At 46.2% G+C, this 16,300-nt stretch carries 16 protein-coding genes; 3 read left to right on the top strand and 13 right to left on the bottom strand.

The window, feature by feature from the left end:
* Positions 1–146 precede the first annotated feature (146 nt).
* Positions 147–848 carry a GntR family transcriptional regulator gene (locus DPF93_RS05935; protein ID WP_114765293.1) on the top strand — a complete coding sequence of 234 codons (702 nt, stop codon included), beginning with the start codon at positions 147–149 and terminating at the stop codon, positions 846–848.
* 151 nt (positions 849–999) lie between these two features.
* Here DPF93_RS05935 and DPF93_RS05930 read toward each other — a convergent pair whose 3' ends face one another.
* Entirely contained in the window at positions 1,000–1,653 is a 654-nt protein-coding gene (locus tag DPF93_RS05930; protein ID WP_164675321.1) for a helix-turn-helix transcriptional regulator, read from the bottom strand.
* 312 nt (positions 1,654–1,965) lie between these two features.
* On the bottom strand, positions 1,966–2,346 hold the full coding sequence (locus DPF93_RS05925; RefSeq protein WP_114765292.1) for a RidA family protein: 381 nt from the start codon (positions 2,344–2,346) through the stop codon (positions 1,966–1,968).
* 301 nt (positions 2,347–2,647) lie between these two features.
* Here DPF93_RS05925 and aqpZ point away from each other — a divergent pair, with 301 nt between their 5' ends.
* Positions 2,648–3,340 (top strand): aquaporin Z, encoded by a 693-nt coding sequence (aqpZ, locus tag DPF93_RS05920; RefSeq protein WP_114765291.1) that lies wholly within the window; start codon positions 2,648–2,650, stop codon positions 3,338–3,340.
* 312 nt (positions 3,341–3,652) lie between these two features.
* Here aqpZ and recR read toward each other — a convergent pair whose 3' ends face one another.
* The 7 genes from recR to DPF93_RS05885 form a co-directional block, all read right to left on the bottom strand.
* On the bottom strand, positions 3,653–4,252 hold the full coding sequence (gene recR / locus DPF93_RS05915; RefSeq protein WP_114765290.1) for a recombination mediator RecR: 600 nt from the start codon (positions 4,250–4,252) through the stop codon (positions 3,653–3,655).
* 17 nt (positions 4,253–4,269) lie between these two features.
* Positions 4,270–4,599 carry a YbaB/EbfC family nucleoid-associated protein gene (locus DPF93_RS05910; RefSeq protein ID WP_075649825.1) on the bottom strand — a complete coding sequence of 110 codons (330 nt, stop codon included), beginning with the start codon at positions 4,597–4,599 and terminating at the stop codon, positions 4,270–4,272.
* 104 nt (positions 4,600–4,703) lie between these two features.
* Positions 4,704–6,872, bottom strand: a complete 2,169-nt coding sequence (dnaX, locus tag DPF93_RS05905; RefSeq protein ID WP_114765289.1) for a DNA polymerase III subunit gamma/tau — start codon at positions 6,870–6,872, stop codon at positions 4,704–4,706.
* Between the two features lie 12 nt (positions 6,873–6,884).
* Positions 6,885–7,430, bottom strand: coding sequence for an adenine phosphoribosyltransferase (gene apt / locus DPF93_RS05900; RefSeq protein WP_114765288.1), 546 nt, complete (start codon positions 7,428–7,430; stop codon positions 6,885–6,887).
* Positions 7,431–7,576: 146 nt separating this feature from the next.
* Positions 7,577–7,969, bottom strand: a complete 393-nt coding sequence (locus tag DPF93_RS05895) for a YbaN family protein (protein ID WP_279628050.1) — start codon at positions 7,967–7,969, stop codon at positions 7,577–7,579.
* A gap of 18 nt (positions 7,970–7,987) precedes the next feature.
* The gene (locus tag DPF93_RS21510; RefSeq protein ID WP_008080664.1) at positions 7,988–8,119 is read right to left on the bottom strand and encodes a hypothetical protein; all 132 of its coding nucleotides are present in this window, start codon (positions 8,117–8,119) and stop codon (positions 7,988–7,990) included.
* A 186-nt stretch (positions 8,120–8,305) separates the two neighbouring features.
* Complete coding sequence (locus tag DPF93_RS05885) at positions 8,306–9,409, bottom strand: response regulator (protein WP_114765287.1); 1,104 nt, start codon at positions 9,407–9,409, stop codon at positions 8,306–8,308.
* A gap of 324 nt (positions 9,410–9,733) precedes the next feature.
* Between DPF93_RS05885 and DPF93_RS05880 the strand changes: the two genes are divergently transcribed.
* Entirely contained in the window at positions 9,734–10,609 is an 876-nt protein-coding gene (locus tag DPF93_RS05880) for a LysR family transcriptional regulator (RefSeq protein ID WP_114765418.1), read from the top strand.
* Between the two features lie 109 nt (positions 10,610–10,718).
* Here the strand turns inward: DPF93_RS05880 and DPF93_RS05875 are convergent, their stop codons facing one another.
* The 4 genes from DPF93_RS05875 to fadI all read right to left on the bottom strand — a co-directional run bounded on the left by DPF93_RS05875 (position 10,719) and on the right by fadI (position 16,263).
* Positions 10,719–11,267: an NAD(P)H nitroreductase gene (locus DPF93_RS05875; RefSeq protein WP_114765286.1), complete on the bottom strand. Its 549-nt coding sequence runs from the start codon at positions 11,265–11,267 to the stop codon at positions 10,719–10,721.
* A 143-nt stretch (positions 11,268–11,410) separates the two neighbouring features.
* Entirely contained in the window at positions 11,411–12,634 is a 1,224-nt protein-coding gene (gene trpB / locus DPF93_RS05870; RefSeq protein ID WP_114765285.1) for a tryptophan synthase subunit beta, read from the bottom strand.
* A gap of 198 nt (positions 12,635–12,832) precedes the next feature.
* Positions 12,833–14,956 carry a fatty acid oxidation complex subunit alpha FadJ gene (gene fadJ / locus DPF93_RS05865; protein WP_114765284.1) on the bottom strand — a complete coding sequence of 708 codons (2,124 nt, stop codon included), beginning with the start codon at positions 14,954–14,956 and terminating at the stop codon, positions 12,833–12,835.
* Positions 14,956–16,263, bottom strand: a complete 1,308-nt coding sequence (fadI, locus tag DPF93_RS05860) for an acetyl-CoA C-acyltransferase FadI (RefSeq protein WP_114765283.1) — start codon at positions 16,261–16,263, stop codon at positions 14,956–14,958. Before fadI ends, fadJ begins: the two co-directional genes overlap by 1 nt.
* Positions 16,264–16,300 lie beyond the last annotated feature (37 nt).

Below are 16,300 nucleotides of genomic sequence, written 5' to 3'. Positions count from 1 at the left end.
AGATTTCGCTCAATATTTAGTACCAATAAATAACAATTAGTCGTATTTTCTCCTGATATCAGCCAACTAGAGATGTGATACAGCTCAAAGGTTATTGATTTGTACCATCAGGTCATGCTACATTTTCTGCATAAGAGAGGTGCTATATGCTTTATAAGAAAGTGATGCAGGATCTGCGTTCCCGTATCGATTCAGATGAGTTCTCAATTGGTGAAACCTTACCAACTGAAAAAGAGTTAATCGCGCATTACTCTGTAAGCAGGATTACCGTTCGTAAAGCTATCGACGAACTCGTTGCACTTGGCATGGTAGAAAAACGTCAAGGAGCAGGGACAACCATCATTGGTAAAACCATGGTCAGCTCAATGTTGACCCTGAAAAGTACCAAGGAGTATGTTGACGATCCAGCCACCAAGTTAGAGTATAAAATTTGCGAATTTTCACTGATTGATCCTGATGAAGACTTAGCCGAGATCCTAAAGATCAGCAGAGATGAAAAGGTTTACTTTATTCGCCGCTTTAAATTGGTAAACGGCGTACCTTGTGTCTACGAAGATTCCTATATGCCAGCGGCGATGTATCCAAAAATGAATGTGATGTCGTTAGAAGATTCTAAGTATCGCTATCTAGAGCAGGAATTGGGCTTTGAAATTGATGGCGCTTATCAAGACTTTGAAGCGATTATGCCCGATAAACACATGTGCGAAACGCTACAAGTCGATGCGAAAAAGCCACTGATGTGCATTCTTTCTACTGGCATCTTAAAAGATGGTCGAGTATTTGAGTTTACCAAAATCACCTCAAAACCTGGCTCAACCTCTTACAGACACTACCTAAAACGTGGCTAATCACCCAAGAGTCTAGCAATCAGTGCTGGGCTCTTTTGATTATCTTTTGCCTTGAGCAGATACAAAAAATCGCCCCGAAAGGCGATTTTTTGTGCTTATTTTACCAACTCAAAACAAGTCGGTTTAAAGTGATACCGACCAAAAAGCGGTATCAATTGTTACCCAATTCTCGTAGGTAGAGGTATATCGTATCTCGCGAAATACCCAATTGGTTTGCAACCATCAAAACCGCATCTTTGATTTTGAATACCCCCAGTCCATGCAAACGCGTCACAACCTCACGATTACGTTTGGAAGGAGCTATCGCTTCATTTTGCCAAACTTCGGTTTGCACCGAATCAATGGTACTTTCAATCGTCTCATCGATGTTTCTGGCAAACGTCTCAGGCGACGCTAGTTCCTGTGCGTTATCGTTGCGAGGTGGTAGCAGCGTTTTCAAAAATGACTGAATCGGCGCATCCATATCAACGTTAATACATAACAAACCAATCGGCTTATTTTTTGGGTTTCTTACGATGGTTGTAATTGAGTGCAATGTCTTGCCGCATTGAGTTTTGGTCAAATACGAGTCAGAAACATCCTTGCCCTCTTTTAGTTTCATCAAAGCTAAGTTAGTAATTGGCGCGCCTTCGCCTCGTTCAGTAACATGACCGTTCGCGATTTTTATGATAGCCGGAGATTCGGCATCTAAGCTGTGGAGCACGACTTCGGTATGTTCGCCATACATGCGAGCAATTCCATCAACCACGTTTTTCATCGAGTGAAGGATGTCCAAATCACTTTTGGTCAGTTTCTTAACTTCCAATTTACCTACCTTAGCTTATCGATGATAAGTAGGGCTTGAAAGCTCACCCCAGCAAATTGCTGGAACAGTCAATCAAGCCCAAGCTCACCATAGTGTATAACTCTTCGCTTACTATACCTTGATTCAATTACCAAGGTCATTGATTACTCTCTCTTTCCATGCAAAGTTGCAGCAAGCGCTACCTCACTTTCAATCCTTGAAAATTCAATAGCAGATACATAGCGCGTATCTATGTACGAGGGAATCATTCTATTGCTGCCAAATTACCCTTTAGTGGAAAGTGATTTCGTCCAAGCGAGCGGTTGTTTACAACTACAGTTTGTGAGCAATCGCTTCAACTTCGATAAGAACACCTAGTGGCAGATCTTTAACTGCGAAACAGCTACGTGCTGGGCAATCAGTTTTAAAGAAATCTGCATACACTTTGTTGAATTCAGCGAAGTCAGAAATATTTGCTAGGTAGCAAGTTGTTTTAAGAACTGTGTCGATGCTACCGCCACCAGCTTCTAGAACATGCTTAAGGTTAGTTAGTGATTGAACGCTCTGCTCAGTGATACCACCTTCAACGACTTTACCAGTCGCGCCATCTACAGGTAGCTGACCAGAAGTGAAGATCATCTCACCAAAAGAAGTACCGTGTGAGTATGGGCCAATTGCTGCAGGAGCTTGTTCCGCGCTGATCACTTTTTTCATGATTTTCCTCATTTGCATTTTAGTTTTTATTCAAATTGTTTTGAGAAACAACTTATCACCGCGCTATACTCTCAACAAAATATGATTAAAACAATCGAAATAGATCACAATTTTGCTTTTACAGGTAAATTTCCGCCAATTTTCTCAACTATTTCTGATTTTATGCTTCGAGAAAATCTCAACTATATTCGAATTTTCTCACCACTATCAGTTCCGCCGATACCGAAAAACCGCCAGATTAGGCAAACTCGCCGATCTTTGACTATGTTCAGCAGGTACTCTTAGAGAGGAACCTGTCACTATGAATAAACTTCTTGCAGAAACATTTGGCACATTTTGGTTGGTGTTAGGTGGTTGTGGTAGCGCGGTGTTAGCCGCTGGATTTCCTGATGTCGGGATTGGATTGCTTGGTGTATCACTCGCCTTTGGTTTGACGGTAGTCACGATGGCGTACGCAATTGGACATATCTCGGGGTGTCATTTAAACCCTGCCATCACTGTTGGGTTATGGGTAGGTGGGCGCTTTGAAGCCAAAGATGTCCTCCCCTATATAATTGCTCAGGTCATAGGCGGTATTATCGCCGGTGGCATACTCTATATCATCGCAACAGGACAAGCCGGCTTTGATGTCGCAGCTTCCGGCTTTGCTTCAAACGGTTATGGCGAACATTCCCCTGGGCAATATTCGCTAGTGGCAGCGCTGGTGTGTGAAATCGTTATGACGATGATGTTCTTGCTCGTCATCATGGGAGCCACTGACTCCCGAGCCCCACAAGGCTTTGCACCACTGGCGATTGGTTTGTGCCTAACGCTGATCCACCTTATCTCGATACCTGTCACTAATACTTCAGTTAACCCAGCTCGAAGTACTGGCGTTGCCGTCTACGTCGGTGATTGGGCGGTCAGCCAGCTTTGGCTATTTTGGGTAGCACCTATTATCGGCGCAATTTTGGGTGCACTGGCTTATAAGATGATTGCTGGCAAAGAGGAATGAGGCGGGAACGATGTGGGAACGCGTTGCTACGGATTTGGGAGCGCTTCGCTACAGAACGCTAGCGCTACGGAAAGAGAACAAGGCACTCTGACGCTACGCTTCCACACCCGTGAGTGAGGCGTCAGCCGAGCGTTCCCACATCCCGCATCCATAAGTAAGGCGTCAGCCGAACGTTCCCAAATCCCGCATCCGTAAGCGAGGCGTCAGCCGAACGTTCCCACATCCCGCATCCGTAAGCGAGGCGCTAGCCGAACATTCCCACATCCCGCATCCCGCATCCGCCCAACAAAAAACCGCCCAAAGGCGGTTTTTTCAAAGCTTGTGGCGTCCAAGTAGCGAATGGGACAGTGTTGTGCCATCGACTAGCTCGAGCTCTCCACCGACAGGGACACCATGTGCGATGCGGCTTGCATCAACTTGGTGCTCGCGGCACAGCTCAGCGATGTAGTGAGCGGTCGCCTCGCCTTCCACTGTTGGGTTGGTGGCTAGGATCACTTCTTGGATATCACCACGACGTAGACGGTAATCCAGTACATCTAAACCAATGTCACTTGGACCAATGCCATCAAGAGGCGATAAGTGCCCCATCAGAACAAAGTATCGACCTGAGAATTGACCTGTCGCCTCCACCGCTGCGATATCAGCAGGGCTTTCTACCACACAAAGCTGACCATTTTCTTGGCGCTTATGGTTGGTACAGATATGACAAACCTCTTCTTCGGTAAAGGTACGACACTCGCTGCAGTGACCAATTTCAGTCATTGCTTGGCTTAGTGCATCAGCCAGTTGTAGGCCGCCTTTTCTATCTCGCTGTAACAAATGAAAGGCCATACGCTGAGCCGACTTGGGACCAACCCCAGGTAGACAACGTAAGGCCTCCATCAATTGCTCCAGCATATGACTGGTGCGCATTTACTAACCTTCAGTGACTAGAATGGCATTTTCATGCCTGGTGGTAGTTGCATACCACCAGTCACTTGCGCCATTTTTTCTTTTTGCGTTTCTTCTACGCGACGCGCTGCATCGTTAAATGCCGCTGCGATTAGATCTTCAAGCATCTCTTTGTCGTCTTCCATTAGACTCTCGTCAATTTCTACACGACGTACGCTATGGCTACCAGTGATAGTCACTTTAACTAGGCCAGCACCTGACTCGCCTGTTACTTCCATATTTGCGATTTCTTCTTGAAGCTTTTGCATGCGTTCTTGCATTTGCTGGGCTTGCTTCATCAGGTTGCCCATACCGCCTTTACCAAACATGTTTATCTCTCTGGTTATGCTTAGCAAAACCTGACTCAATTCAGGCTCTACTAATTGCTTGTGGTTTTAATAGTAGATTGGGGTAAAAAGCAGTGCTTTCAACCCTAAACTGGTCTCACGCTATCTTTATCTAGCTCTGCTGCAAAGCGTCGCTCTATAAATTGTACATGAGGATCTTGTTCTAAACTGTCAAATGCCTGTTGTAATTTACCCTGATAAAGCGCATCACGCAGCTCTAGCGGCGTTTGACCTTTATCGCCAATTTCGATACTCAGGTGGCATTCTTCACCGAGCTCGCCATTCAATGCTTCTAGTAGCTCTGCTTGGGCGCGATCGGTATTTAAGTGGGCTTGCTCTGCGCGAAGGGTCAACGAAATGGTCGACCCATTTTTCTCATAAAAAGAGTTCAGAGCTAGCTGCTCAACTAATTTGGCCGTGTTCAAACGAGTGATAAGCGCTGCCCACTCATTTTGTTCTACGGATTCATCGGCAAGTTTCTTTGCCATTTCAGGTGTCTTTTCATGCTCTAGCGCCTGCTTAATTTGCGTTGGCGTCAGCTCATTTTTCTCTTGCTTGATTTGCGGAGCACTTGGCGTCCAGCGGTATGCGTCATCCTTTTTCTCTTCCGTCACCGGAACCGAAGGCAAACCATGCTTATGCAGCGACACCTGCGCAGAACCCGCGTGTTTTTGTGCTACACGATCGAGAACTGATTCTTTCTTAGCGGCAGATGTCGCATTAGCCTTTTTTGGCGTATTTCCACCTGTTGGTGTTTGACCTGTGCGTTGCGAGCGCAGTTGATGGCGCAAACCGGCCATCGATGGACGCGTTGGCGATGTTGGCTGCTGCGTTGATGGTTCTTGCGCTGGGGCGGCTTGCACAGGCGCACTCGGCGCGGCGTAATCTGGCGCTACATCATACTCTTCGTCATAGCCATCTGGTGGCGGCGGAAGATCATACTCTGGTGCCATTGGACGCTGCATTGGCTGTGGCGTTTGCTGCTGTACTGGCGCCGAAGTTGGTGCTTGTGGCGGAGTCGCTGATGCAGTCGCCGCTGGAGTGCGACTTGGTACTGCATTTTGTGCCGGGTTTACTGGCGCAGGGGTAACCGATGCAGGAGCTTGAACCGGCGCAGTGGCAACAGGCGCGATTGACTCAGTTTGTGTCGAAATCACATTCGCACCCGCCGGAGCAGGACGAAACGCCATCATACGCAAAACCACCATCTCTAAGCCTACACGTTGAGACGGAGCAAACGGCAAGTCTTGACGACCTTTAAGCGCAATTTGGTAGTAAAGCTGCACATCTTCAGGAGAAAGCGAACGGCTTAACAATTCTACCTTCTCTGCATCTGGCTGCGCTTTATCAAGCGTAGATGGCAGCGCTTGGTACATCGCAATACGGTGTAACTGAGTGGCTAACTGATTAAGCAAACCATCCCACTCGACGCCATTTTGCGCCAAACGCAAAATCGCATCCATTGCCGTTTGCGCTTGCTTAGACGCAATCGCTTCAAGTAGATGCAGAGCTTGGTCAGTGTCCAAGGTGCCGAGCATGTGACTAACCAGCTCAGTTTGAACCTGACCATTACCCAATGCAATCGCTTGGTCTGTCAGGCTCAAAGCATCACGCATACTGCCGTCAGCTGCATGAGAAATCATGCCTAGTGCACGCTGCTCAAAACCCACACTTTCGTGATTTAAAACGTGTTCAAGTTGCTGATGAATATCATCAACACTGATCGGCTTAAGATGGAACTGCAAACAACGCGATAGGATCGTAACTGGCAGCTTTTGCGGATCAGTAGTCGCAAGAAGGAATTTCACATACTCTGGTGGCTCTTCCAACGTTTTTAACAACGCGTTGAAACTGTGGCGCGAGAGCATGTGTACTTCATCGATGAGGTAAACTTTAAAGCGACCACGTGCAGGTTTGTACTGCACGTTATCTAACAGTTCACGAGTATCTTCCACTTTGGTGCGCGAAGCCGCATCGATTTCGAGTAGGTCAACAAAGCGACCTTCATCAATCTCACGACAAGTATCACACTGACCACAAGGCGTTGAGGTGATCCCTGTTTCACAGTTCAAACCCTTGGCAAACAAACGACCAATGGTGGTTTTACCTACCCCACGCGTACCACTAAACAGGTAAGCATGGTGGAGGCGATTCTGCGCAAGAGCATTCTCTAGAGCAGTTAATACGTGGGTCTGACCAACCACTTCATTAAATTTGGTTGGTCGCCATTTTCGCGCTAAGGCAAGATAACTCATGAACTATTCCGATTAGTGACCGTCGAACTCGCAGATGCTGTAAACATTCAGACCTAGTTTCTCTAGGCGTTTGTCACCACCGATTTCTGGTAGGTTAATAACGAATGCTGCGTGTTCAACTTCACCACCAAGTTGGCGGATAAGTTTAGTTGTTGCTTCAATAGTGCCGCCAGTTGCTAGTAGATCATCCACTACTAGTACTTTATCGCCTTCATTGATGGCATCAACGTGGATTTCTAGTGTGTCAGTGCCGTATTCAAGATCGTAAGTTTGTGCAACCGTTTCACGTGGCAACTTACCTGGTTTACGCACAGGAACAAAGCCCACACCCAATTCTAGAGCCAGCGGTGCACCAAATAGGAAGCCACGAGCTTCAGTACCTACAACCTTGGTAAAGCCCATCTCTTTGTACTTATCGACAAGTATTTGGATAGTTGCTTGGTAAGCTTGCGCATCTTCTAGCAGACTTGTTACATCACGGAATAGGATGCCTGGTTTTGGATAGTCAGCGATGCTTTTGATGCTTGCTTTGATCAATGAGATTGTTTCAGTCGTCATAATTCTTTCTTAAGATTGGCTACGCAGTCGTAATCACTCTTGCTCACGACTTGCGAGTTAATTGTTTTCACCTACTCAAAGCTTAAAAAGCTTATGGTGAAAAAACAAACGCCCACTAAAATATGTGGGCACACTTCTCGCCAATCTTAGTGATTTTCTTCTTGGTCAGCAAGGTGCTCTATCACAGGCAAACGAATAAACCAGCTCAGTAGGACAAGTAACATCACCACCAGCATAATCTTTAACCAATCATGCGGCACTATGTAGATAGAAAAAGAGAAACTTGCCACCATCACGATAGCGCCACGCAATTTTACTTTTTGTGAAACGGCTCGATGTTGGTGCCAGTTAGAAATGATTGGACCAAATGTTTGATGTTCGCTTAACCAGCGATGAAAACGTGGACTACTGCGCATAAAGCACGCGCTAGCCAAAAGGACAAAAGGTGTGGTAGGTAAAATAGGAAGAAAGATGCCAAGGACACCTAAACATAAGCTGAGACCACCTATCAGGTTATACAAAAAACGACGAATAACGATGGCTCAGCTCCAATTCAGTTAAAAACCAGCGTAGCCATTAAAGACGCGAATCCATGTCAAGGTTGCTGGTAGGGTTGGAATCAGTAGTACTGCGATAAACCCAAGAAAGTAAAAGATATTATAGGGCTCTTTAAAATCTTTGTCTGCCATTGCTCAATCTCAAATCTGTAAGGAAACGATAAAACATTCTATTCGAAACAACCTTGTTATCGAATTGTGTTCTTTTTGTTGAAATTGAACTATACCGTAATATTGAACGGACAAACACGGAGGATATATGGGGTTATTCTGGCAAGAAGGCAAAACTCTCACTGATGCCAGTGTATAAAACTGCCGCTAAGCTTTTGAAGTATCGGTAATATCTAACGCAAAGCTGCTGGTTCCTAAGCGGCTTGAACTCAATGTACAGCGCTTGCCGATTGCAACATCAAGTAACTTGTGGTTTCTCATACTCCGTTCACCCAAAGAAGCGCCGGCATTGAGCTGAGTTGATGGATTAACATGATCGGCAAAGGTAACATCTAACCCTGCTGGTAATATGCTTACCGTGCCATCCGCAACATTGGCAATGCCCAACACAGCATCAATCGGCTCTGCGCAGTCGGTGCAGCCGATTCCTTTTTCAAGAATATCTACCAAGTCTCTTAAATTGGCGTTTTGTGAACGCAGCCCGCGTACATAGTCATGAAACAGGGCGCGAACCATTAAGGTGGTTGCCGCGCCATGACCGCTGTCGTTATCAGAATCAATAAGATAAAAGACAAATTGACCATTCATCACCCAAGCGTAATCAAACACCAGCGGCATCACGTCTGTTGACTGCAGCAATCGATAGCTGCATTTCCAACTGCCTTGAGTGGTGTCTTTTTCTGGCAACAGCGCAAGGAGAAAATCTTTAGCCGCGATTGGGTGTTGCTCAAGATAGTCCAAATGCCAGTGAAGCTCTTGCTCCTCAGGCATTTCTGCCCCATCAACTCTAAACCATTGCGAAGAAAAGTCTCGTTGGTCACTTAAATGATTGTCGGTATCTTCTAAGGTGCTCTCAATCGCATCGACGAGATTGTTAGGATTGGAGATAGGCTTGGTTAGGAAATCACGAATGCCGCACTTCACCACTTTGGCAACATCAGCAATGCTCTCGGTGGCTGAGACAACAATCATAGGCAGGGATGGGTAGGCAACGCTCACCTCTTCAACAAATTCGACCCCATTAAGCACTGGCATCGCCAAGTCACACAACACTAGGTCCGGTTCAAGGTCACGCAGAAACTTTAAGCCTTCTAAACCGTCTTCTGCTTCGATCACTTCGTAGCCTTGCGCTTCAAGATAAGCACTGGTGATGCGACGAAAAATAGGGTCATCATCTACTAGCATGATACGTCGTTTATGTGAGGCGATATTGCCTGCTGGCAACCGTTGCGCCTCTAAAGTCTTAAGCATGGTACAGCCTCACATCACCAAGGGGGTGAAAGTTATTAATTATTGTAATATTTATAAATTCCAGCACAACGCGCTAAAATATTGTGGTGTTATCGACGAATCAATCTCACCTAACTACGCATTAATGGATATTTTGTTATAAATAAATCTCTCATTACCTTAGTAGTGAACCCTTATTTATACAAATTCGGCTTTGCCCCGCTAAGTTGCATAGTGAATGTAATCAAAATAACATAAGATCTCATTAGTTGTTGATGTGTCTCAATCTTTAACAGAGATTATCAATATAAATTAACGCAATTCGTAAAAAAGTGTGTCCAAATGATGAAATTAGATGACCTAAACCTGTTTCGATTGGTTGTCGAAAATGGGAGCTACACTGCAACATCACGCAAAACAATGATTCCTGTTGCAACCATTACGCGACGTATTCAAGCTTTAGAGGACTCATTAAATCTGCGTTTACTCAATCGCCATGCACGCAAACTTTCTCTGACTGAAGCGGGTGAGCGTTTTTTCAATGAGTGTTCTCCACTCTTACAGCGCTTATCAAATGTCACTGAAGAGATCTCTGACGAGTGCCGCGGCGCTGCGGGTAAGATTCGAATTTCATCTCCGTCGAATTTAACCAAACGCATGATGATGCCGATGTTTAACGAGTTTATGCGTCAGTACCCTGACATCAGCATTGAGCTAACAACAAGCAATCATGCCGATCAGTTAGATCCAACCGAATGGGATGTAATTTTCCGCGTTGGCCCTCAGCGTGACTCAAGCCTAATTGCTCGCAAAATCAGTTCGGTAAAAGATATTCTGGTAGCAAGCCCTGACTATTTGCACCACCACCCTGCACCGGTGCACGCTGAAGAGCTACACAACCACCAGCTACTCAAAGGTCACCCGCTATTAAAATGGCAACTGATCAATGAAAGCGGTGAAGCGGTTGTCAATAATGACAAAGGTCGCTTCCAAGCAAGCGCACTTAATGTAGTTCGTAGTGCTTGTTCTGAAGGCTTAGGCATTACTCTGATGCCAGATGTGATGCTACGCGAGTTCATCGAAGACGGCAGCTTAGTGCAAGTATTACAAGATTGGAGCGCGAACCCGCGCGACATTTATATGCTGTACAACCACAAAGATCACCTCCCTGAAAAAGTACGCCTTTTTATCGACTTTGTGATTGCCTACAACATCCACTAATCCTAAAAAAGCTTGGCTCCGCCAAGCTTTTTTCTTATCTCGTCAGTAAGGTGATAACCGAACGTTCCCGCATCCGTATTCCGTGAGCGACAGCGTTCCCTCCACTCCCCTACAGAAACTCAACAAACTTACTCAAGTCGCGCTCTGGCACTTTCATTGGTGTGCAACCCGGCGTCCCTAAATACAGAAAACCAACAATTTGGTCTTCACCTTGTAAGTTAAACGCCTGATGAACTTTTTCGTGAAACATCCATTTCCCTGAGCGCCAAAAGCCTTGAAAGCCCTGCGCAACTGCCGCCATTTGCATTGCATGAGCAGCGCAACCGGCTGATAAATGCTGTTCAAATGCAGGTACTTTTTCATGCGGCGTGACCTTAGCTATCACTGTGATCACCATCGGCGCGCGAAATGGCGCATTGGTCACTTTATCTAACACTGCTTGTTCGCTATTTTCGGCTTGAGCGGCTTCATGCAAGATAGTCGATAATTTTTGTAGCCCCGCACCTTGAGCAATCACAAAACGCCAAGGTGTTAACCCGCCATGATCAGGGGCTCGAAGACCTGCGCGAATAATATTCTCTAACGCCTTACCTTCCGGAGCTGGCTCTGACAAACGCGCGATTGAGCGGCGATTCAAAAGTAAATCTAACGCATCCATAACTCTTCCCTACTAACTTTACTGCTTGTTTTTATTTATCTATTCATAATAACCAAGGTTTAACATATGGTGCAATTTCAGCCATAAAAAAAGCTGGCATTACGCCAGCTTCATTTCATCATCTTCAGCTCAATTGAACTACGTTAGATTAGTGACTCAATGCCATACTGCTTGCCGTAGTTTTCAACCACAAAGTCGATATCTTTATCACCACGCCCAGACAGGTTTAGCAAAATTGAGCCTTTAACGCCCTGCTTTGCTAGTTTCAACGCATAAGCAACCGCATGTGATGACTCAATTGCCGGAATGATCCCTTCTAAACGAGACAGCTCAAAGAACGCATCGATAGACTCTTTGTCATCCGCAGTGCCATATTGAACACGACCGAGATCTTTTAGATAGCTGTGCTGCGGACCAACCGATGGGTAATCCAAACCACTTGCTACTGAGTACACTTCTTGCGGCTCACCAGCTTCATCTTTTAGCATGTAGGATTTAAAACCATGCATTACACCTGGTTCACCAAGGCTTAATGTGGCGGCGTGCTCACCCACTTCAACCAACGAGCGCCCTGCTGGCTCAACGCCATGAATCGCCACATCTTGATCGTCAAGGAAAGCGGTAAATAGCCCCATTGCATTTGAGCCACCACCGACACACGCCACCAAGTTATCAGGTAGCTTGCCCGTCATCTCTTGGAACTGCTCGCGAGCTTCATTACCGATGATGGATTGGAAATCACGCACCATCATTGGGAATGGATGCGGACCTACCACCGAACCAATTGCATAGAGCTGACTAATTGGATCTTTTAAATATGCTTCAAACGCCGCATCAACCGCTTCTTTGAGCGTCTTACGCCCATGAGTCGCCGGAATAACGTTCGCGCCAAGAATACGCATACGAACAACATTAGGGTGCTCTTTGGCGATATCCACTTCACCCATATAGATATCACACTCTAAGCCGACCAATGCTGCCGCAGTTGCCAGCGCCACACCATGTTGACCAGCGCCTGTTTCCGCTATCAGTTTTTTCTTGCCCATTTTCTTAGCCAGTAGCGCTTCGCCAAGACAGTGGTTAATTTTGTGCGCACCAGTGTGGTTTAAGTCTTCACGTTTTAGGTAGATATCAACGCCATATTTGTTCGACAAGTTTTGCGCATGAAAAATTGGGCTCGGACGACCAACAAAATGCTTATACAGACGCGCTAGCTCTGTTTGAAACTCCGGATCTTGTCGACACTCATTGTAAGCCGCTGTGATTTCATTCATTACCGTTTGCAACTCATCAGGAATAAAGCTGCCGCCATATTCGCCAAAATAACCTTGAGCATCCGGTAGAGCATGATTGAATGTATTTTTCATGGGACTCCTTGTCCTATCTAACTAGTACATGCAGTTATCTTATGGTTAAACCGTACAGGCGACAAACATCATGGGCTGCATTAGTTAGCAAACTCACATTTTTTAACAAAACTATAAACTTAGCGTCATTTTATACAAAAAAGGTGGGCTATTAAGCCCACCGATATTTTGTGATGATTGCGGAGAAATCACTTCGACCTAAGATTCGCTCGGATAGAATGACTCTCCGACACTAGCACGAGTGAGTAATCCGTCACATGGTGCAAATCGATCACCATATTTCGCAGCATGCTCGTTCATCATCTCAACCAACTTGGCAATACCAATTTGGTCCATATAACGGAACGGACCACCTAAGAATGGAGGGAATCCAATACCAAAGATTGCACCGATATCGCCATCACGCGCCGAGCGAATGATCCCCTCGTCAAGACAGCGCACTGCTTCGTTTAGCATTGGCAAAATACAACGCATCGCAATTTCTGCTTCTGCCAATTTCGCCTCTGGCTTTAAGTTCAGTAGCTGATACACCGTCTTATCGACTTTCTTCTCTTTGCCCTTGTAGGTGTAAAAACCTTTGCCGCTCTTGCGCCCTTTACGCCCATCGTTTAACAGGGTATCGAACACATCAGGACCTTGGAAACGAGGTCCAAGCTCTTTGACCATGATGGGCATAATCTTCGCGCCAATATCGACGCCGACTTCATCCAACAATGTAATAGGACCAACCGGGAAGCCTGCATTTAACAGTGCATTATCGAGTTGCTCAATTGGCTCACCAGTTAGCAGAACATGCGCGGCTTCATTCATATAAGGAGCAAGAATGCGGTTTACATAAAAACCCGCTTGGTCTTTGACCACGATTGGGGTTTTGCCCTGTTTGCGTGCCAGCTCAACCACGGTTGAGATGGTTTGGTCCGACGTTCCTTGGTGAGGAATCACTTCTACCAAAGGCATCTTTTCCACTGGGCTAAAGTAGTGCAAACCCACCACGTTTTCTGGTCTTGCTGCTTTTTCTGCGATTTGCCCAATCGGCAATGACGAAGTGTTGGTAGCAAAGATGGTTTGCGCTTTGCCATGTAGCTCAATATCAGCCACCATCTGCTGCTTAAGATCGAGATCTTCAAATACCGCTTCAATCACCACGTCTAACTGGTTAAAAGTGGTGAAATCTGTACCGCCCGAAATCTGATTCATCTTAGCTTGCAACTGCGCTTTGCTGACAATGCGGCGCTTGCGCTGCTTATCAAATAACTTGTAGTTGTAATTGAGTGCGTTAAGTACGCCATCATTACTGACATCTTTAATTCGCACCGGTAGCTTGGCTTTAGCAACTGAAACATGAGCGATACCCGCACCCATTAGACCGCCACCGAGCACGCCGACACGTTTAACCGCAAGCGGCTCAGCATCACCACCGTGTTCTTTTTTCATCTCTGTGGTGGCAAAGAAAATCGAACGTAGCGCTTTTGATTCTGGCGTCATCACCAGCTCACCAAATCGCTTGGCTTCGTATTCTAAGCCTTTGCTGAGACCTTTCTCCAAGCCATAGCGAATCACATCTAAAATAGCCGAGGTCGCCGGATAGTTACCACGCGCTTTTTGATCAGTTTTCTTAGCAGCTTGCTCAAAGATAACTTTGCGCCCCAAGCCGGTATTTGCCATCAACTTCTCTTTAGTTGAAGACTTATGCTTGGCTTTCTTATTTTTTTCAAGCAGCTGCTTGGCCACATCCAGCAAAATTGTCTGCGGCACACAAGCATCGACCACGCCAAGCTTTTTCGCTTTCTTCGCGCGCAGCTGTTTTCCCGTGAGGATCATATCAAGTGATGGCAACAAACCGATTAAACGCGGCAAACGCTGAGTACCGCCTGAGCCAGGTAACAAACCCAGTTGCACCTCTGGCAAACCAATGCGGGTTTTATCATCGTCACTACAGACACGATAATCACACGCGAGCGCCAATTCTAGACCGCCGCCCAAGCAAGGACCATGAATCGCTGCAACTACAGGAAAAGGCAGATCGGCAAGCTTTTGGAACATCTCTTGTCCCTTTTGCGCTAAAGCCTGCGCTTCTTCACTGGTGCGACACGCATCCAACATGCGCACATCGGCACCTGCAACGAAATTATCAGGCTTACCCGAATGAAGGATTAAGCCTTTGATTGTCGACTTGTCTTGCTCAATTTCAGCGAACACTTGCTCCATATCCGAGGCAAATGCCGCTTGTAGTGTGTTCATCTTTTCATTTGGAACATCAATGCACAGCCATGCGATCTTCTGTTCATCAATGGTTAGATTGAATGCTTTAGCGTCCGTCATTACTCAACCTCCAAAATCATCGCTGCACCTAAACCACCAGCGGCACAAGCGGTATTCAATGCTAAGCCGCCGCCACGACGTTTTAGCTCATGCAATGTTTGCGTCATCATCCGTGCGCCAGTTGCTGCAAACGGGTGCCCATAAGCAATTGAGCCACCCAATACATTAAACTTGTCCATATCGATCTCACCAATCGCTTTACTTCGCCCAAGTTTTTCTTGCGCGAACTTATCGCTAGCGAACATCTTCACATTAGAGAGCGCTTGCGCAGCAAAGGCTTCATGCATATCGATTAGGGTTAAATCACTCAAGCTTACCCCCGCGCGGTCAAGCGCAAGAGGAGTCGCGTAAGATGGTCCCATCAACATATCTTTTTCAACGCCAATCGCAGAGAAAGCGTAAGAGCGGATGTAACCTAAGATATCTAAACCAAGTTCTTTTGCTTTGCCTTCACGCATAAGCATCACAGCCGCCGCACCATCAGTAAGCGGAGTACTGTTCGCAGCAGTTACGCTGCCGAATTGGCGATCAAAGGCAGGTCTGAGTTTGGCGTAACTTTCTAACGTTGAGTCGTGACGAATATTGTTATCTTCTGCTAACCATTTTTTATAAGGTTCAGGGAATGCCGTCATCACTTCAGCAGAAATCTTACCCTCTTTCCAAGCTTGCGATGCAAGCGTATGGGAGCGATGGGCTAACGCATCTTGCTCTGTGCGGGTAATACCGTGACTTTTCGCCATTTGCTCTGCGGTTTGCCCCATTGATAACCCGGTCGAGTATTCAGCAACGGCAGGTGGAACTGGCATTAGATCTTTTAAGGAGAGATTTTTAATGATCTTGAGCTTTTGCGTCATGGTTTTGGCTTTACTTAACGCCAATAGGTTTGCCGCCAATTTTTTCGACACACCAATAGGTAAAACTGACGAAGAATCAGCACCACCAGCAATACCAACATCAATTGCGCCTGCCATAATGCTTTCTGTCACGTTAACCGCGGCTTGAAAACTGGTCGCACAAGCTCGCGTCACGCTGTAAGCATCGGTGTGGATGTGCATGCCAGTACCTAACACAATCTCACGCGCAATATTCGGCGCTTCTGGCATTTGCACTACTTGCCCAAACACCACCTGCTCAATCAGCTTTGGATCAATGTCAGTGCGTGTAAGCATTTCACTGACCACCATCTTACCCAAGTCTACCGCCGGCACTTGACCAAACTCGGTACTTTGCCTTGCAAAGGGTGTTCTTAACCCTGCAACGATGGCAACTCGCTCTCCTGAGCGAGTAGTAACGTCCTGCTTGCCCATTGTTTCTCCTTAAAATTTATAAGAGGTCTGACCAGAA

The sequence above is a fragment of the Vibrio rhodolitus genome, from assembly GCF_003350325.1.
Lineage (GTDB): Bacteria > Pseudomonadota > Gammaproteobacteria > Enterobacterales > Vibrionaceae > Vibrio > Vibrio rhodolitus.
Note: the sequence above shows the minus strand (reverse complement) of the source record. Positions and strands in the feature narration are given on the sequence as shown.